15 protein-coding genes are annotated in these 16,436 nt (G+C 71.7%); 10 read left to right on the top strand and 5 right to left on the bottom strand.

Annotated features, from left to right (window positions below):
- Nucleotides 1–39: 39 nt before the first annotated feature.
- A complete protein-coding gene (locus ACFV8H_RS22420) occupies nucleotides 40–1,023 on the top strand; it encodes an alpha/beta hydrolase (protein ID WP_380402663.1) in 984 nt (327 codons plus the stop codon).
- Nucleotides 1,024–1,102: 79 nt separating this feature from the next.
- On the opposite strand, the gene ACFV8H_RS22415 is transcribed toward ACFV8H_RS22420, so the two are convergent.
- On the bottom strand, nucleotides 1,103–2,098 hold the full coding sequence (locus ACFV8H_RS22415) for a hypothetical protein (RefSeq protein WP_380402660.1): 996 nt from the start codon (nucleotides 2,096–2,098) through the stop codon (nucleotides 1,103–1,105).
- Nucleotides 2,099–2,957: 859 nt separating this feature from the next.
- Between ACFV8H_RS22415 and ACFV8H_RS22410 the strand changes: the two genes are divergently transcribed.
- The 5 genes from ACFV8H_RS22410 to ACFV8H_RS22390 all read left to right on the top strand — a co-directional run bounded on the left by ACFV8H_RS22410 (nucleotide 2,958) and on the right by ACFV8H_RS22390 (nucleotide 4,992).
- On the top strand, nucleotides 2,958–3,479 hold the full coding sequence (locus ACFV8H_RS22410; RefSeq protein WP_380402657.1) for a helicase associated domain-containing protein: 522 nt from the start codon (nucleotides 2,958–2,960) through the stop codon (nucleotides 3,477–3,479).
- Nucleotides 3,480–3,582: 103 nt separating this feature from the next.
- A complete protein-coding gene (locus ACFV8H_RS22405; RefSeq protein WP_380402654.1) occupies nucleotides 3,583–3,804 on the top strand; it encodes a hypothetical protein in 222 nt (73 codons plus the stop codon).
- Nucleotides 3,797–4,060 (top strand): hypothetical protein, encoded by a 264-nt coding sequence (locus ACFV8H_RS22400; RefSeq protein ID WP_380402651.1) that lies wholly within the window; start codon nucleotides 3,797–3,799, stop codon nucleotides 4,058–4,060. The genes ACFV8H_RS22405 and ACFV8H_RS22400 overlap by 8 nt, the downstream gene beginning before the upstream one ends.
- A gap of 282 nt (nucleotides 4,061–4,342) precedes the next feature.
- A complete protein-coding gene (locus tag ACFV8H_RS22395) occupies nucleotides 4,343–4,780 on the top strand; it encodes a hypothetical protein (protein WP_380402648.1) in 438 nt (145 codons plus the stop codon).
- A gap of 77 nt (nucleotides 4,781–4,857) precedes the next feature.
- Entirely contained in the window at nucleotides 4,858–4,992 is a 135-nt protein-coding gene (locus tag ACFV8H_RS22390) for a hypothetical protein (RefSeq protein ID WP_380402646.1), read from the top strand.
- Nucleotides 4,993–5,182: 190 nt separating this feature from the next.
- Here ACFV8H_RS22390 and ACFV8H_RS22385 read toward each other — a convergent pair whose 3' ends face one another.
- From ACFV8H_RS22385 to ACFV8H_RS22375, 3 genes are all read right to left on the bottom strand, one after another.
- Nucleotides 5,183–5,833 (bottom strand): DUF1963 domain-containing protein, encoded by a 651-nt coding sequence (locus ACFV8H_RS22385; protein ID WP_380402644.1) that lies wholly within the window; start codon nucleotides 5,831–5,833, stop codon nucleotides 5,183–5,185.
- 399 nt (nucleotides 5,834–6,232) lie between these two features.
- Nucleotides 6,233–6,760 carry an Imm63 family immunity protein gene (locus tag ACFV8H_RS22380; protein WP_380402642.1) on the bottom strand — a complete coding sequence of 176 codons (528 nt, stop codon included), beginning with the start codon at nucleotides 6,758–6,760 and terminating at the stop codon, nucleotides 6,233–6,235.
- Between the two features lie 178 nt (nucleotides 6,761–6,938).
- Complete coding sequence (locus ACFV8H_RS22375; RefSeq protein ID WP_380402639.1) at nucleotides 6,939–7,817, bottom strand: endonuclease domain-containing protein; 879 nt, start codon at nucleotides 7,815–7,817, stop codon at nucleotides 6,939–6,941.
- 650 nt (nucleotides 7,818–8,467) lie between these two features.
- On the opposite strand from ACFV8H_RS22375, the gene ACFV8H_RS22370 reads away from it, so the two are divergent.
- Nucleotides 8,468–9,136, top strand: a complete 669-nt coding sequence (locus ACFV8H_RS22370; protein ID WP_380402636.1) for a DUF402 domain-containing protein — start codon at nucleotides 8,468–8,470, stop codon at nucleotides 9,134–9,136.
- A gap of 13 nt (nucleotides 9,137–9,149) precedes the next feature.
- A complete protein-coding gene (locus tag ACFV8H_RS22365) occupies nucleotides 9,150–9,671 on the top strand; it encodes an NUDIX domain-containing protein (RefSeq protein WP_380402633.1) in 522 nt (173 codons plus the stop codon).
- Nucleotides 9,672–9,880: 209 nt separating this feature from the next.
- Here the strand turns inward: ACFV8H_RS22365 and ACFV8H_RS22360 are convergent, their stop codons facing one another.
- Nucleotides 9,881–10,105: a hypothetical protein gene (locus tag ACFV8H_RS22360; protein ID WP_380402630.1), complete on the bottom strand. Its 225-nt coding sequence runs from the start codon at nucleotides 10,103–10,105 to the stop codon at nucleotides 9,881–9,883.
- Between the two features lie 582 nt (nucleotides 10,106–10,687).
- On the opposite strand from ACFV8H_RS22360, the gene ACFV8H_RS22355 reads away from it, so the two are divergent.
- Both ACFV8H_RS22355 and ACFV8H_RS22350 read left to right on the top strand, forming a co-directional pair.
- The gene (locus tag ACFV8H_RS22355) at nucleotides 10,688–11,473 is read left to right on the top strand and encodes a CU044_2847 family protein (RefSeq protein WP_380402628.1); all 786 of its coding nucleotides are present in this window, start codon (nucleotides 10,688–10,690) and stop codon (nucleotides 11,471–11,473) included.
- On the top strand, nucleotides 11,470–15,894 hold the full coding sequence (locus ACFV8H_RS22350; RefSeq protein ID WP_380402625.1) for a trypsin-like peptidase domain-containing protein: 4,425 nt from the start codon (nucleotides 11,470–11,472) through the stop codon (nucleotides 15,892–15,894). The genes ACFV8H_RS22355 and ACFV8H_RS22350 overlap by 4 nt, the downstream gene beginning before the upstream one ends.
- Nucleotides 15,895–16,436 lie beyond the last annotated feature (542 nt).

Below are 16,436 nucleotides of genomic sequence, written 5' to 3'. Positions count from 1 at the left end.
GAACCATCCGAACCGTCTCCCCGGAGAGCAGGCACACCCATGCCCGATTCCCGCCGACTGATGGACCAGGAACTGAGCCTGGCCCTCGACGCGGTCCCCATGACCCCCAACGGCGCGTTCGACCTGACCGACCTCGCCACGACGCGCGCCGCCTTCCGTGCCCAGGCCGAAGCGGCCGCCGACAGCCTTCCCGCCGACCCGTCGGTCACCATCGAGGAACACCTCGCGAGCCGAACGGACGGCCCCGACGTACCGGTCCGCCTGCTGCGGCCCACAACCGCGCCGGGACCGCTGCCGGTGCTGCTCTGGTTCCACGGCGGCGGACAGGTCCTCGGCTTCGCCGCCCAGGACGACCCGTGGCTGACCCGGCTGGGCGCGAGCCTCGGCTGCGCCGTCGCTGTCGTCGACTACCGGCTCGCCCCGGAGACACCCGCCCCAGGCGCCGCCGAGGACGGCTTCACCGCCTACCAGTGGCTCGGCCGCGAGGCGGACGCCCTGGGCCTGGACGGCACCCGCATCGGCATCGCCGGCCAGAGCGGCGGCGGAGGCATCGCGGCGGCCACCGCCCTCCTGGTCCGCGACCGCGGCGGCGCGACACCCCTGTTCCAGTCACTGACCTATCCCATGCTCGACGACCGCAACCGCACCGCGTCGAGCCACGAGATCACCGACATCGGCATCTGGGACCGCTCGACCAACCTCCTGGCCTGGCAGGCGATTCTGGGCGAACGCGCCGGCACCGACGACGTCTGCCCGTACGCGGCCCCCGCCCGCGCCGCCGACCTCAAAGCCCTGCCGCCCACCTTCATCACCGTCGGCGACCTCGACTGCTTCCGGGACGAGGACCTCGGCTACGCCACCCGCCTGCGCGCCCACGGCGTCCCCGTCGAGCTCCACCTCTACCCCGGCGCCTACCACGCCTTCGACCTCATCGCCCCCGCCTCCCGACTGGCCGCCACCTTCCACCGGACCTGGTTCGACTACCTCGCCCGCCAGTTCCGCACCACACCGGCCCCCACCTGACACCACACCCCACCGGACACCGCCCGCCGAGTTCCCCGGCCGGCTCGCGGCCGCCCGGCCCCGGGCCGGGGGACGGAAGTCATTGCACCACCTCGACGCACGGGTGTTCCAGGGAGACCGGGCAGCGGTAGAGCTGCAGGACGTTGCTGCGCCCGATGGCTATCCCGAGGTCGAAGTCGAGGCGCCGGTCCTCGACCGGGGCCCAGCTGCCGCCGCCCACGACGTCGGGGTCGATGGTCAGCAACGGCCGCATGACGGCCCGGCACTCCTCGCAGTACGCCGTGTACGGGTCCATGGAGGCACACGGGGCCCAGCCGCCGACCTTCCACCCGGGGGCCACCGCCAGCTCGAACTGGTAGTAGGCCCGGTACTCCTCGGCGTTGCGGTACAGCGGGTCGGTACCGGTCAACTCCCGCTCGCACCAATCCTCGCACCAGTCCTCGATGCGCTCCGCGAGGCCGTCCTCCAGCTCCAGCGGTGCCGGGTACTCCGTCACCACCTCGGGGTGCAACACGCACGGCTCGGGCAGATACCCGCCGTGCTCGGCGACCTCGGCAGGTAGCGGCAGCTCGGTCAGCAACTCACCGACCAGCGCGGAGGAGCGCCACAGCACCTTCGGCGCCGGCGCCCACTGAGGGTCGTGTTCCAGCGGGCACCACAGCACCTGCATCACGTCGGCGTCCTCGGGGCACGGCAGCAGCGGGACGTCCCGCGCGTAGAGCTGGGCGACCGGCAGCATCGCGTTCGGCCGCCCGCTCCACGGGTGCCCGGCGAAGGTGGCTTCCAGCGCCGCGTCCTGCTCCGCCGTGCGGCCCGTCGTCTCGTACAGCGCCCGCCGAAGCCGGACGTCGGCGACGGACACCGCGATCCCGCCGTCGTGCTCCTCCGGGTGCGGCCTCGCGCAGACCGGCCACGGCTCACCGGCGGGCCACAGCAGCGGCCCGCCGACCGAGCTGTCGTGCGCGCCGGGTGCGCCCGGGCGCGGGTGCAGCCGGACGGCCTGCCGGGCGAGCGGCGCCAACTCCGGGAAGGCGGCGGCGATGTCGACCGGGCGCGGCGGCGTGACACGGACCATCGGTGACTCATCCCTCCAGCGGTGAACGGGTGTACGGACCATAGCGCCCACCCCTGACACCACCGCAGCCGGAGCCGGCCCCCCGGAAACACCGACAGCAGCCCCCGGCCCGGCGGCTGTCGGCGGCCGGCGGGAGCCCGTGACGGCCCGCCGCCCGCCGACCCGGACCGGCTGGAGTGCCCAACGTGCTTCAGCGACCGGGAGACGGAGGGGCCGGGCCCGTTGGTGCTGCCCGCCCCGACTGGGCGTGAGCGGGTAGCGGCCCTGGTCTCCGTCCCGGACGATCCGTGGCGGGGAGTGCGGGTGTTGCACGCCGGGCTCTGGCCGGCGATCGGCCGCTGGGTGTGACCTTGTTGTGGCCGCCGGGGTGCCGGACTCTCCCGGGGTGCCAAGATTTCCACAACGCTTTTCCAGGGGTTTATCGACAGGTTCTACGTGTGGCTTCCCGGCTGATTATTGATCTGGAATCAGCAGGGTTTTTCTGAGGGGTCTTTCGTGCTTTCCGGGCGAGGTGTCGACGTCCGGCTCGTCCCTGCGGCTTCGTGGCCTTGCCCGGGTCGACGTCCTGCTCGTCCTGGTGGCCGCCGCTGATGAGGATCTCGCAAAACGGCCAGGGCTACTCACGCTTCCTCACCCACTCCGGTGGTCAACTGAGCGGGGGTGGGCGCCGAGGTCCCGGCCCAGTCTGCTTCTCAGCGCCGTTCCCCGAGCGGGCCGGGGCCGGCGCGGATCGCAGCAGCCCGCCGCGAGGTGGGGGAGGGGTGGCCGGGGAGGGCCCCTGAGCTGGGCGGTAGGCTCCGCGCGATCATCGTCGGTCCGCCACCTCGACCCCACCGACAAGACCGAGCACGCCGGCCTGATGTCCTGGCTGGACCGCCGGCGCCACCTGAACGGCCAGCACCTCCTCGACCCGGTCCGGGTCTCCGAGTTGGAGGCGCTGGGGATGATCTGGTCGAAGCACGCGAACGCTTGGGAGCGTGGCCACGCCTACGCCCGCGCCTGGGCCGGCCGGCACGGCCACCTGGCGATCCCGGCGGCGGAGAAGCTGGACGGCTACGCGGTCGGCGCGTGGATGCGCCGCCAGCGCAAGGCCGGAGGCCTCGCCTCCGTCCAGGCCTCCGCGCTCGACGGCCTGGACGGGCTGTGGCGGCTGGAGCCGGACTGGAACAGGTCGTACCGGCGTCTGCTCGCCTACCTGGCCGTCGGCGGCACCCTCGACGACCCCGCCAACCGCACCGGCGGCGAAGCCGACCCCGCCTTCCGGCCCGGGACCTGGCTGCGCAAACAGGCGGCGGCCCGCACCGACGGCAAGCTGACCGGGCAGCAGACCGCGCTCCTGGACGCCCTCCACCGGCACACGGCCGAGACCGTCGCCGGCTGACCCGTCCCGCGCCCCCGCCGTCCCGTCCCACGAGGCGGCCCGGTCAGGGGAAGACCTGCTGCCCGCCCGGCTGCGCTAGCCTCGATACCTCACCCAGGCGCGCTTGGAGGCCACGATGCGGATGGTGTTCGACCCCGACGAGGCCGAAGAGCTGCGCGCAACCGCCCGCGACGCGGCGCTGGAGGACCCGACCCTGGCCTACGTCCTCCTCGACCTGGCCGACCGCGGCGTCGACCTGAACGCGCGCCGCACCTGGGACGACATCAAGACCGAGCGAGGCATCGAGGCCGCCCCGGCGACCGACGGCGAGCAGCGCGTTGCCTGACCGCCCGCCGCGCCGCGCCACCATCCTCTTCCACGAGGTCGCCGAACGGCAGCTCGCCGAGATGGACGACGCCGCCCTCGCCCGCCTCGACCCGCACCTGACCACCATCGCGCTCAGCCCGAAGACCGCCGGCGTCCAGATGCGCCCCGACAGCCCGGTCCGGGACTACGCCAAGGACGGCGTCCGGATCGCCTTCGTCCCCACGGTCCTCGGCACGATCGTGCTCGTCGCCTACGCCGAGGTCGACCCGCAGTGACCACCGGCACCACCCAGGTCGGCAAGCTCTACATCTCCTGAGCCACCAACACCAACGACCGCTTCGTCTGCGTCACCGCCTACACCCCAGGCGACGCCGACGCCGCCGTCGAGAACGCCGAGACCGGCCGCCGCCTCCCCCCGTGTCCGTACACCGCTTCCACGACAACATCCGGACCAGCCGTGGCCAGCTGCGCCGCACCGGCTACGCTCCCCACCCCGACGGCGTCCCGCAGTGGACGGAGCGGCTGACGTGGGGGGCCGGGCGGAGTACGTTGCCGCTATGAGCCCTGGGGGATTCGACTTCGATGGCGATGCGGTCTACTACATCGGGAACATCGAGCACATCGAGAACTGGACCAGCAGCGGGAGTGTCGAGCACCGCAAGGTGAGTGCGGTCGCCGAGGCGCCCGGTTGCAGTGCGGTCCCGTTGTACCCGGATGAAGTCGCGGTGTGCGATCTGACGCGGACGCTTCCCGACGGCCCGTCGGCGGCGCCGTACGTCGCGTTCATGGAGCAGGTCATGGCCTGTTCGGAGGCGACGCCGCAGGAGCGGGCCGAGATCCTGGCGCGTCTGGAGGTCCTGGTACGGGAGAGCCGACAGCCGGTCGGGTCGCGGGAGGGGATGAGGGAGAAGGTGCAGGCGCTGGTCGAGAAGGCGACACCGTTCGTTCCCCTGGCCACCGCCGCGCTTGAGCTGGCGCGGACGCTGAGCGGCTGATCGGGGCGGGGCGGTCTGCCACCACGGACCGCCCCCTCGCCGACACCCCGAGCAGGCCGGCGTCGAGGCCCGCGACGGTGGCCTCGCGGTACCGCCGGGGCCGAACACCGCCCGAACCCGGGCCGACCGCCGCCCGGGACGCCGTCCGTCTCCTGGCGGACGAGGGCCTGGCCGTCCTCCACGTCCACAACGCCGAGACCGTCGTCGGCTGACCTGTCCCGTACGACCCCGCCGCCCCGGCCCGTCCGCCGGTGTTCCCGTGGCTCCTGGTCCTCGTGGGCGTCGACGTCTGTGCGGCGTGCGGCCGGGAGCGCCTGGTTCGTCGTCGTCATGACCGGTGAACCGGGCCCGCTCCATCCGGTCGGCGTGGGGGCGTCTCGTTTTGTCCGGCGTGGCGGTGGTTCAGCACTGCCAGAGGAGGAGGGCCTGGGTGCAGGGTTGGCAGGTGAAGGCGTAGGCGCAGCCGCCGCCGCCGAAGTTCATGGCGGTGGGGTGTGGGCCTTCTTCGAGTTGGACGGCCAGGGGCATGGGGTGGTCGCACCGGGGGCAGGTGGGTGTCTCGTCGCCCTGGATCCATGCGGGTGTGCCGCCGAACTGGCCGAGGACGGAGGTGTCCGGGCGGCCGGTCCTGGCCGCCCATGCTTCGCGGGCCTCGTCGTACTCCGCTTGGTCTGTGTGTTCGATGGTCACCGCTCGGACGGCGCCGAGTACGAGCGCCGTCTCGTCGGCGTCGTCGGGGAGGTGGGGAAGGGGGAGCGGCCGCAGGTCGGTGGTGGTGGGGAGGAGGAAGGCGTGGTTTCCGCCGGCGGTGGGGGCCCAGTCGTCGCACATGCCGGGGTCGTTCTGGCACGCGAACAGTGCGAGGATCCCGCGGTCCCGGGTCGGGGCGGTGCGGCTGCCGGTGTCGAGGTCGTTGAGGAGAACCTGCGCGAGGAACTGCATCGGGCCGTTGCAGGAGGCGCAGGTGGGCCAGTCGGTTCCCGGCGGGGCGAGGGGTACTCCGCCGGTGCGGGTCACCGGGGTGTCCGGGGCGGTCGGGCCTGCGTCGATCATCAGATTCACCACGTACGGACTCCGGGACACGCGTAGGGCGGTGCGGGTAGCGACGCGGTGGCCCCGCGTCGTCCGCTCAGTCGCAGGTGTTCAGCATGTCGCCGAGCTTGGCCTTCTGGGATTCGGTGACGCTGAGCTTGTAGAGGCTCTTGACGTGCGTCCAGGCGCGGCTGGCACCACCACGTCACCCTCGTCACCGCCGCCCACGCTTTCCCACCTTTCGCCGACTCGACCCCAAAGTCCAAGCACCGGCCTGACTCTCTACCAGGTCCCCGACCAGCTCCAGGACCTGCTGAGCTGCTGGACCGGTGTCTGCCGCACCTGCCAACGCTCGCTTCCCACAAGGAAGTCCCGAAACCGCACCCGACAGCCCGTCCCAACCTAACGAAGTACTACTAGTTAGTGCCGCCAGGACCACCGGCGGTGTGGGCGCACCGGCAACAGCACGCCCTCGACGGGCGGTTCGGGGGGTCCAAGAACCAGCGGGGGCGGGGGCAGCGCGGGAACGAGCCGGTGATCGTCCTCGTCTCGAAGGTCCTTGATCAGCTCTGCCCGCCATCGCTGGGCCCACGCGGGATGCAGGGTGTGGAGCAGGGTGGCATGGCGCCTCCATCGTGTCACCCTCTGGTCTTCGCCCTCGCGGGGGTGCTTGAGTACCCAGCGGCTGGCGAGCTCGCGTGTGGCGCTGTCGAATGCCCAGTACAGCAGTTCGTCGGGATCGCGGGTCGAGCGCTGGAAGCAGAGCTCTCCCCGTTCAAGGGCGAGGTAGCCCAGCCAGCCGTTCTCGCCGACGCTGATGAACGGGCAGGCGCCGTCACGGTTGTCGAAGGTCGGTACGTCCCGGCCTGTCAGTCCGACGACGGCGCTCAGCCGCGCGATCTCGGTTTCCAGGTGTTGCCGCATCCGGGCGGCCTCTCCCTTGCCCATTCTCCCCCGCCTTGCCGCTGCCGTATGAGCCGGAAAGGGGACGGGGGCGAGCCCCGGGTCCCGGCGTCCCGACCGTTCCCGCGTGGCGGATCGGTGTCGGCCACGCAGGTCGAGCGTATCCCACTTTTCGTCTGTATGACGATAATCGGGAGGACGGTCCGGAGCGCCCTCGCCCGCACTACCGCCAAGGCCGACACCATCCGGCGGCCGCCGCTGAACGGATGCGGTGGCCCTCTGCCGAAATGCCCGACCTGCGGTCAGGAGTGCTCGGCCGCCAGGTCCGCGACCCACTCCGTGACCCTGTGCACACCGACGCTCTCCTCCCAGCGGACGGAGTGGGCGACGCATTCCAGCCGGGCGAGGAGCCACCCTCCGACAGCCGCTCAAGCACGGCCGAGGGCTCGCCGGCGCACCGGCCGTGCCGCGCGGTGGCGCGCAGCCGGGCGGCGGCCAGCGCGGACAGGTGTCGCAGCGGAAGGGTGGTGGAGGTACGGCAGCCGTTGCACTCCAGCAGGTGCCGTACCGCCGGGCCGTTGTCCCAGAAGGCCCGCCAGATGCCGTGCCAGGAGCGCTCGGCCTGGTTGCAACTCGCGCACACCGGCCCGCGGACGTAACCGTGCGAAGGCTCGTGGCAGTGGTCCCAGACGACGGCCTGCCGCAGGCCGCACACCGCGCAGAGGTAGCCGTCGGCGCGCGTCGCCCGCCGCCGCTCGCCGGAGTACAGCACGCCCCGCATCGACCCCCCGTACAAGAGGTGCTCGCCGCCTGCGCAGGCAGGGCACTGGGTGATCCAGCCGTCCGCGCCCGACGACCGCCACTCGTACTGCTGCGCCCGGCTCGCCATGGCGCCGCACCCGCCGCACCGCCGCGCCCGCGCGAGCAGCGCCACGTGCCCGGCACGCCACCGGTCCAGGACATCCGCCCACTTCGCGGGGATACTCCACACACCGGCCCGTCGTCGGACCACGTCCATGACGACGAGGCCCGCCACCACCAGCGGGTCGCGCCCATCGGGCCCGCGGACGGCCCCGACCAGCAGCCGGTCGACCTCCTTCACCGCCAGGCGCCGCGGGGGCGAGTCCGGCGTCGAGGAGCTCGGCCGCAGGGGCGCGGCGGCGGGCCCGTGCGGCCCGGTCGACGAGTTCACCCTGAACGGCCAGGCGCCAGTCGTCGTTGAATCGGTCGTCCCGGCTCAGCTCCGTCCACCGCAGGTCCAGCGCAACGAGCCGGCCGGGGGCGTCCGCCCCCGCCGCGAGCTCCCGCAGAGCATCTTCGAGCAGGGCCTGGTCGACGTGCCACACCCCGCTGCGCTTGACGCCGGGCAGTGCCGCGGCGCCCAGGTACATGTGGCCGGTGTCGCGAAGGAAATCGGAGTGGAGGCCGCTGGCGGCGAAGCGCAGCGCGGACGCGGTGAGCACGGACGCGGCCGTCGCTCGGGCGGTGGCGAGGGGTATCCGCACAGGGGCAGGGTGCCAGCACGAACTGACGCATCGCCGCGAAGGAAGAGAACGGTAGGAGCGTCGTGGTGGCGGCTGCGGGCCCCGGGCCGTCGCCGACCGCGCAGCGCTCGCGCAGGCGGTCCACGAACTGAGCACACGCCTGACCCCGGGCGGGACCGCGAAGGCATTGGGGGACGGCCGCCCTCCGGACCGAGCAGTCACCCCTTCGAGCGGACTTCCCGGCCCGCGGCCGGGAACACTCTTCGCCGTGACCGACACCGCCCTGTTCGAGCCCGGCACCACCGCGATCCGCCGCGACGTCCACGCCCACCGGGTGTGGACCGCGATGCCCCAGCGCGTGATCGACGACACCGGCCACATGCTGACCCTGGCCTACTGGCCGGGCATCGAGAGCCTCGCCCCGACGACCTGGATCACCTCCACGCGCACCGGCGACGACACCACCCGCCAGCAAGGCCTGGACAACCTGGCGGCCGGCACCTGGACCCTCGGCCCGTACCGCTGGGAGAACACCGAGCTGCTGAGCCACTTCCTGGCCGGCGAGTGGTTCTCCGTGCACTGCTTCCAGGACGCCACCACGAAGGAACCGGTGCGCTGGTACGTCAACTTCGAGCACCCCTACCGGCGCCGCCCGGGCCTCGGCATCGACACCATGGATCTCGCCCTCGACCTGGTCGTCACCCCCGACCTGTCAGGGCACCACTGGAAGGACACCGAGGAGTACGCCCAGCTGCGCCGTCTCGGCGTGGTCGACGACTACACGGGCCGCCAGATCGAGCAGGCCCGCGGCCGGGCGATCGGCATGCTGGACGAGCGCACCGGGCCGTTCGCCGATGGCTGGCCGACCTGGTCACCGGATCCGTCCTGGCCGCTACCGACGCTGCCGACGCTGCCGACGAAGCGGCCACGGCGATGACCCCGTAGCGGCCATGACGAGCAGCGGCACAGCAGGCGGGCCGGTCCGCGTGCGGGTGTGCGAGGTGCTCATCCACGACGGTCGGGTGTGCCTGATCCGGCGCCAGCGCCCGGCTGGAGTACAGCTCTCCTTCCCCGGCGGCGTGGTCGAAGGCGGCGAAGAACCCGAGACTGCGCTGGGCCGGGAGCTACTCGAGGAGCTCGGCCTCGACCTGGTGATGCTGCCCACGCCGCCGGTGCTGCGCTTCGTCCAGGACCAGAAGACCGAGCGGCCGGGCGAGAGCGTGCCGTTCCGGCGCCAGCACATGGTCTTCACCGCCCACCTGCCCGACCACCTGGCGGCGGCCGTCGCGCTGGTCGAGCAGGACGATCCCGACCAGGCGCCGGTGGTGTGGCTGCCGGCGGCCGACGCGGCCGGCCTCCACCTGTACTCGGACGTCGGTGTCGTCCTGGACCAGGCCGTCCGGCCCGACGCCACCGTGGGTGGCCCGGTGCTGCTCCCGGCGATGACCGGCGTGTCTTACCAGTGGCGCTGACCGGCGGGTGCGGCGCGCCATAGTGCGGGGGTGACCGCGACTCCCGCCAGCCTGGACCTGCCCGCCCGCCGACGCCGACACGGCCGGCTGATCGCCGCCCTCACCACTACGGTCGGCGCCTGCGCCTCGGCAGCACAGGCGCTGTACCAGCCGATCGCCGACGCCCCGCCCGGACAGGAGACGGTCGTGGTGGACCCCCTCCCGGTGGTCTACCTCGGCCGCACGGCCGCCCCGCTGCTGGAGGCGGCCCGGGCCGAGGACGAGGCCCGGTGGCCGGCCGCGGTCGCCCGGGAGCGGGAGCGGGAGCGGGAGCGGGAGCAGGCCGAGCGGAGCAGCGCCGCGCGGGTGGCGCTGACGTGGGTACAGGAGATCGTGGAGGAGCCCGGGGTGTCCTGGCTCGTTCCGCTGCCGACCGCAGAGCAGGGTGCGGTCATCGACCTGGCAGGCGCCGGTGACGAGGTCGCCGAGCTGTGGCGTGACGATCCGGCGAAAGCCGCCGGCCTGGTGCGCGGGCTGGCGGCGTGCGGGGAGTTTACGGCGGCCGAAGTCCTGGACGCCGCGGTCGATGCGGCCGTCGGTGCCGGGCTGCCGGCGCTGAACGAAGCAGGCAAGGCGCCTGATCCGAGCATGATGGCCGAGCAGTGCCTGGCAGCCGTCCCGTACTTGGTGCTCGCCGTGGCCCTGGCATCTGCTGACCTCGACTGCGCGACAGGCCGGCCCGCGCTGCTCTTGCTCGCTGTCTGCAGCTCCGTCCACCCGCACGCCCGCCCGCTGTCGTTGAGCGGGTGCCAGATGGGTGCGTACGGACCGCGCTGCACCAGGTCCTCCATCCGGGCGGCGCCGGCCGGGACAGCGCCCAGCATCTCAGCGACGGCCGGGTTCTCCTCGGCGGCCAGCCGCAGGTCCGCCACCGCCGAGCGGACCCCGGCGGCCGCCGTGCCGACCAGGACCACCAGCAGCCGCAGGAACGCTCGCCAGCGCCGCTCCCAAGCCCGGGCCCCGGCTCGGACGTGCCGGTGCTCCTGGTCGAGGTCGACAGAGAGAACGAGGGCGTCGGCACGCTCGTGGAGAAGTTCACTTCCTACCGCACCTGGGGCGAGCTCCCGGCGAAGGCCGAGTTCGAGGCCCTCGCTGTGCCGCCGGGGCGCCCGTACGCACGGCCTGCGGCTGGCGAGGTGCTGCCGCTCCGCTGGTGCCTGCCTGAAGCTCCATTCTTGCTCAAATCTCTTTGCCATCAGTGGAGTTGGCTGGACACTGTGAATGACCGCCGGGTTGCCGGCGGGCTGACTTTCCGGCACCGGCGACCTGCCGTGCTGCTGAGGCACCCACCGGCTGGCGGCGGTGCAGGCCGTGCGAGCGGCCGCGCGGGCGCGCAACAGCGCGCGGCGCCGCAAGCGGTGTTGTTCATGGCGTTGCCCGCAGGCTGCGACTCTTGCGAAGGGGTGGACGTGAGGTACTTGGTGGAACTTCCGGTCGAGGGTGAGGCCGGGCCGGGGCAGTTGGTGAAGGTGGAGGTCGAGCCGGCGGGTGAAGGGCTGATTCAGGTGGCCCGGCCCGGCCAGGTGGCGGCACGGGCGGCGCGTTCGCTCGGGGAGATGCTGGCGGGTATCAGGCCGGTGGCGGAGAGCTTTGTCGAGGGCCTGGGCGGGATGGCGCAGGCGCCGGAGGAGATCTCGCTGGAGTTCGGCCTGTCGATGTCCGCCGAAGCCGACTTGGTGATCTCCACGACCACGGCGCAGGCCAACTTCAAGGTCTCGCTCACCTGGCGTCCGCCGTCTGCCGAGGCGGGTCAGACGCCGTGACCAGTCCCGAGCCAGTGGCTGGGGGGGATCCGGCGGCGCTGCACGCGGCGTTGCTGCGGGTCCAGGACTCGCGGGGTGAGCCGGTCGGCGTCGGCTTCCTGGTGGCGGAGGATTTGGTGCTCACCTGTGCCCACGTGGTGAGCACGGCACTGGGGCTGCCCGGTGGAGAGATGCCGCCAGACGGCGCGCAACTCGTGCTCGACGCCGCTCTCTTACCGGCTATGCCGGAGCGGGAACCGATGTCGGGCACAGCGCGGGTGAGAGTCTGGGGCCCTGCGCAGCCGGCTGCGGCGGACGTGGCCGTGCTCGCGCTGGAGGCGCCACTGCCCAGTGCCCGGCCGATCAGGTTGATCAAGACGGGCCCGCAGCAGACCTGGGACCACCCGTCCCGGGTCTTCGGATTCCCCCAGGGGCATCCCGAGGGCGTGTGGCACTCCGGAACCCTTCGGGCGAGGCTGGCCGGCCAGTGGGTGCAGCTCGACCAGTCCGGACAGGGCCACCGGGTGTCGGCGGGCTTCAGTGGCAGCGCGGTCTGGGACGAGCAACTCGGCGGGGTGGTCGGCCTGATGACAGTGGCGGAGGCGGGCACCCCGCCGGTCAGCTACCTGATCCCGACCGACCGGCTGATCGCGGCCTGGCCCGACCTGGGACCGCTCGTCGAGCCGCCCTCACCGTTTCGTGGACTGAACGCATTCCAGGAGTCCGACGCCGGCAGCTACTTCGGCCGCGAAGCCGACGCTGACCAGCTCGCCGCCATCACCGCGAGCGAGCGTTGGACTACGCTGGTCGGGCCGTCCGGCTGCGGCAAGTCGTCGTTGGCCATGGCAGGCGTCAGCCCCAGGCGGCGCAAGGCCGGAGACAGTGCCGTGATGGTCCACTTTGCCGCGTACAACACCGCACTGCGGGCGCTGGCCGCGGCCCTGCTGCAGGAACTGGACCCCGAACTGTCCGAGGTTGAGCGCCCGGCCAGAGTCACCGAGCTGACCGAGGAACTTGCGACCCGAGGGATTCGCGAGACCGCATTTCGGATCCTGGAACTGAAGAAGACCTCACGCCTGCTGGTCGTGCTCGACCAGTTCGAGGAACTCCTCGACCAGAGCGACAGCGCCATCGACGAGCTGGCCGACGTGCTGGGCGGCCCCGGAACCCCCGACCAGGTCGCCGTGCTGGCCACCCTGCGCGCCGACCTGCTGGAACACGCCCTCGCCCACCCACGCCTGGGCCCGCTGGTCAGCAGGAAGGTCCAAGCGCTCCCACCGATGCGCCCCGACCAACTGCGCGAGGTCATCGCCAAGCCGGTCGACGCGGTCCCCGGCGCCCGCTACGAGGACGAGCTGATCGAGCGCATTCTGGCCGACGCCGGCTCCGAACCCGGCATTCTGCCGCTGCTCGGCTTCACCCTCGACCAGTTGTGGCGCCGGTGCGAGGGCGGCCTCATCACCTATCAGGAGTACACCCGGCTCGGCGGTGTCGCCGGCGCCCTAAACTACTGCGCAAAGGAGCAGTGGGGCGCCCTGGTACCAGAGGCGGACCGGGAAGTCGCCAGACGACTGCTCACCCGACTGGTGCGGATCCCAGTCGGCACGGCCGCGCCGCTGCGCCGCGCCGTCTACCGAAGCGAGATCGATCCCCAGGAATGGGACATCGCCCAGCGGCTGGCCCGAGCCAGGCTCCTGGTGATCCAGGGCCAGGACAGCAGCGGCCGCGCGGGCGAGGGCCAGCGCGTCGAGTTCGCCCACGAGGCGGTCATCACGGCATGGGAGACCACGAGGGAACTGGTGGCAGCAGACCGCTCGTTCCTGGCCTGGCGGGAGAGCATACAGAACGACCTGGACCGCTGGGAGGACCGGAATCGGCCTGCAGACCTGCTGCCGACCCGAACCGCCATCGCGCTCTCACGGCAGTGGCTGCCCGCCCGTTCGGCCGAACTGAGCGAGGCACTCAAGGACTACCTCAAGCACGGCAAGCGGCGCCTGCGCCGCCGCCGTGGCGCACTGTGGTCCGGGGTCGCCACCATCTGCGTCCTGGCGCTCGTCGCAGCTGCAGCCGCCGTGAACGCCCAGCGCGCACACAACGACGCCGCGCGCAACAGCGCTATCACCCGAGCGAACACCCTCGCCGCAGACGCAGCCGCCCTGACCCCCACAGACCCCGGGCTGGCCGCCCAACTCGCGATCGCCGCCTACCGGACCTCCCCTACCCAAGCCGCCGCCAGCCAGCTCTACACAACTCTCGGCACGCCGCTCGACGACGTCCTCGCCACCACGGGCGGCAAAGTAACCAGCGTGGCTGCGCAGGCGCACGGCCCTCTGGTAGGGGCAGGTACAGACGACGGCTCCGTGCGGATATGGAACACGGCCGACCCGTTTGCCCCGGTTGTGCACACGACGTTGAACCTGCAACGCGCAACCGCGATCGCTCTGGCTCCCGATCAGCCGCAACTGGCCGCAAGTTGCCCGGATCAGGGCGGCCTGTGTCTGCTGTCCCTGTCCGATCCCCAGCACCCGAGCACCCTGGCCGAGCTGCCCCTGCCCGGACCGGACCAACTCCCCGGCGCCCTTCGAGTCAGCTCACTCGCCTTCAGCCCGGACGGGAATCTGCTGGCAGCCGCCACAACGCAGGGCTCAAGCATGCTCTGGTCCGTTCAGGACACGGTGAACCCGCGGCTCCTGCCAGTACTGCCCGGCAACGGCAACGGGACCCTGAGAGGAGGAGTGGCCTTCGCCCCCACCAGCAAGCTGCTGGCCACCACCAACCAGGCCGGCACCACCGAGCTCTGGGACCTGACCGACCCTGCCAAGCCCGTCTCGATCACCGCCATCTCCACCGGCTACCAATCGCTCGCCTTCAGCCCAGACGGCAGCTGGCTGGCCGCGGGTGGGGACGCGCACGTCCACCTGTGGAAGGTCGGCGACACCTCGAAACCGCTATCGGTCTACCCCGGGGTCCCGGAAGATGTGATGAGCGTGGCCTACAGTCCGGACGGCAACCAACTCACCTTTGGCGGAATGGGCACGTATAACGCCAAGAGCACGTTGTGCCATGTGGACGTCTCGAATATCAGTCTTGACAGCCTTGTGGTTCCGGCCTGCACCAGCATCGCCTTCGACACCAGAACCCTGGCGGCCACGCCAAACGGCGCGGTACTGAGCGGTGGAGGAGACGGAAAGGTACGCCTGTGGCGAGACCCAGTGGCACGGATCGGCGGCCTCGAGGTAACGGGCAAGGACAGGTTCGCGATCAGCCCAGACGGGAACCTGATCGCGGCACCGGTCCGGACGAGTGCGCAAGGCACCACGGGCGGGGAGAACTCGAAAATCGTCGGGCTGTGGGAGGTACCCGAATCCGGAACCGGCAGGAAAGACCCTCTGGCCACAATCTCCCTCGCCGCCTCCTCGCAAACGATCACCTTCCTCACCACCACTGCGCTGCTGACCGTCGACCACCACGGCGCGGTGCAATTCTGGGACATTCACGATCTCACACACCCAACCGGCACCTCGCTCGGCACGGCACACTTCCCCACCACACCCACCGGTCTCGGCGATTTCATCGTGTTCTCGGGAGTCAGCTCCTCCGATGACGGAAGCCTGGTTGCCGTACAGGGCGACGCCTACCTCCAGCTCTGGCGCGTGACCGACAGCAACACCGTCCTCAAGGCAGGCAAGCTCCCCGTCCCTGACCCCAACCGGGACCTGGCCGGCCTGGTGGACAACCACACTGCCTGCGTCCTCACCAAGGACGGCACCACGTGGTGGGACATCAGCGATCCGCAGCACCCACAGCATGGCGCGGACTCGCCGTTGGCCGGTGCGAACCAAGGCGGCGTTGTGGCTTCCTCTGGCGTTGTCGCCACGACTACGCGGGCCAGCGGGTTCGGCACCGACCTGTACCTGTACGGCCTCACCGCCGGCCACCCGACCAGCACCGTCAAACTCTCCGAACGCTCCGGAAGTACAGTGCAATTCAGCGACGACAGCAAGCTACTGGCCGCCACCGGCGCTGCCGAGAACACCCTGACTCTCTGGGATACCCGCAACCCGGCCCAACCACGGTCCATCGCGGCCATCAACACCCAGGCTGGTACCAGGGGCCTCGCCTTCAGCCCGAACAGTAAACTCTTGGCCGTATGGACCAGCGACGAAAAGTCCGCGGTTCAACTGTGGGACATCCGCAACCCGTCCACCCCCAACGTGACCGGGACTATCCCCTCCGGCCAATACAGGGAAGACATCCGGTTTATGCCCAACGGAGCCCGGCTCGCCGTTGTCGGCAGTGATTCCCTTCGCTTCTTCGACACCGACCCGACTGCGCTGGCCGATCGCCTCTGCGCCTACGTCGGCACCGGTATCAGTACCAACGACTGGACGCAGTACGCCCCGGGGATCCCATACCAGCCCCCGTGCCCCTCGCGCCGCTGAAACCTGAGCAGTGTTTTCGACCACGCGAACGGTACGGTGCAGCGCCTCCCCCGTCGACTCATGGTTCGGCGTTGAGGTATTCGAAGCCGCAGGAGCCGCAGGTGTAGCCGACCGGGTCGTCGTTCTCGCCGGGTTCGCCGCAGCGAGATCGGCTTCCGCCCGCTGCGGGGGTGCCCGCCCCAGGGGATGCCCGGTGACCCCCGGAGGGCGGTGGTGGCCATGGCCGGGGCAGCCGCACAAGGACCGAATCAGCTCCGGGGCGGGGGCAGGCAGGGCGTCGGGCTGTTCGGTGGTGGCCGGGTTCTCCTTGGTGCCCGGCGGTGGGTCGGCTCCGCGGCACGTGCTTCGGCACCTGCCCCGGTTGGCGTCCGGCTACGGACGCCGTGTCGGGCCGGGGCGCGGAGGCACCCTGATGCCTCGTCCGGCCCGCTCCTGAACGGGCGTGTCCCGCCCCTGCCGGTCGGGGCGGGGCTGCCTGGTCCACCCGCCCCGCTGAGCCGGGGCGGGGCCCGGCCCCGCCCTCGGGGCCCTGCCCCGGGCGT

Origin of the sequence: Kitasatospora sp. NPDC059827 (assembly GCF_042731675.1) — a bacterium.
In the GTDB taxonomy this organism is placed as follows: domain Bacteria; phylum Actinomycetota; class Actinomycetes; order Streptomycetales; family Streptomycetaceae; genus Kitasatospora.
This window is presented reverse-complemented; position numbering and strand designations above follow the sequence as displayed.

Excerpts from the sequence above, each read along its gene's own strand:
- ACFV8H_RS22420 (WP_380402663.1), top strand. The coding sequence starts at position 40 with ATGCCCGATTCCCGCCGACTGATGGACCAGGAACTGAGCCTGGCCCTC.
- ACFV8H_RS22415 (WP_380402660.1), bottom strand. The coding sequence starts at position 2,098 with ATGGTCCGTGTCACGCCGCCGCGCCCGGTCGACATCGCCGCCGCCTTC.
- ACFV8H_RS22410 (WP_380402657.1), top strand. The coding sequence starts at position 2,958 with ATGTCCTGGCTGGACCGCCGGCGCCACCTGAACGGCCAGCACCTCCTC.
- ACFV8H_RS22395 (WP_380402648.1), top strand. The coding sequence starts at position 4,343 with ATGAGCCCTGGGGGATTCGACTTCGATGGCGATGCGGTCTACTACATC.
- ACFV8H_RS22385 (WP_380402644.1), bottom strand. The coding sequence starts at position 5,833 with ATGATCGACGCAGGCCCGACCGCCCCGGACACCCCGGTGACCCGCACC.
- ACFV8H_RS22380 (WP_380402642.1), bottom strand. The coding sequence starts at position 6,760 with ATGGGCAAGGGAGAGGCCGCCCGGATGCGGCAACACCTGGAAACCGAG.
- ACFV8H_RS22365 (WP_380402633.1), top strand. The coding sequence starts at position 9,150 with ATGACGAGCAGCGGCACAGCAGGCGGGCCGGTCCGCGTGCGGGTGTGC.
- ACFV8H_RS22360 (WP_380402630.1), bottom strand. The coding sequence starts at position 10,105 with ATGACCGCACCCTGCTCTGCGGTCGGCAGCGGAACGAGCCAGGACACC.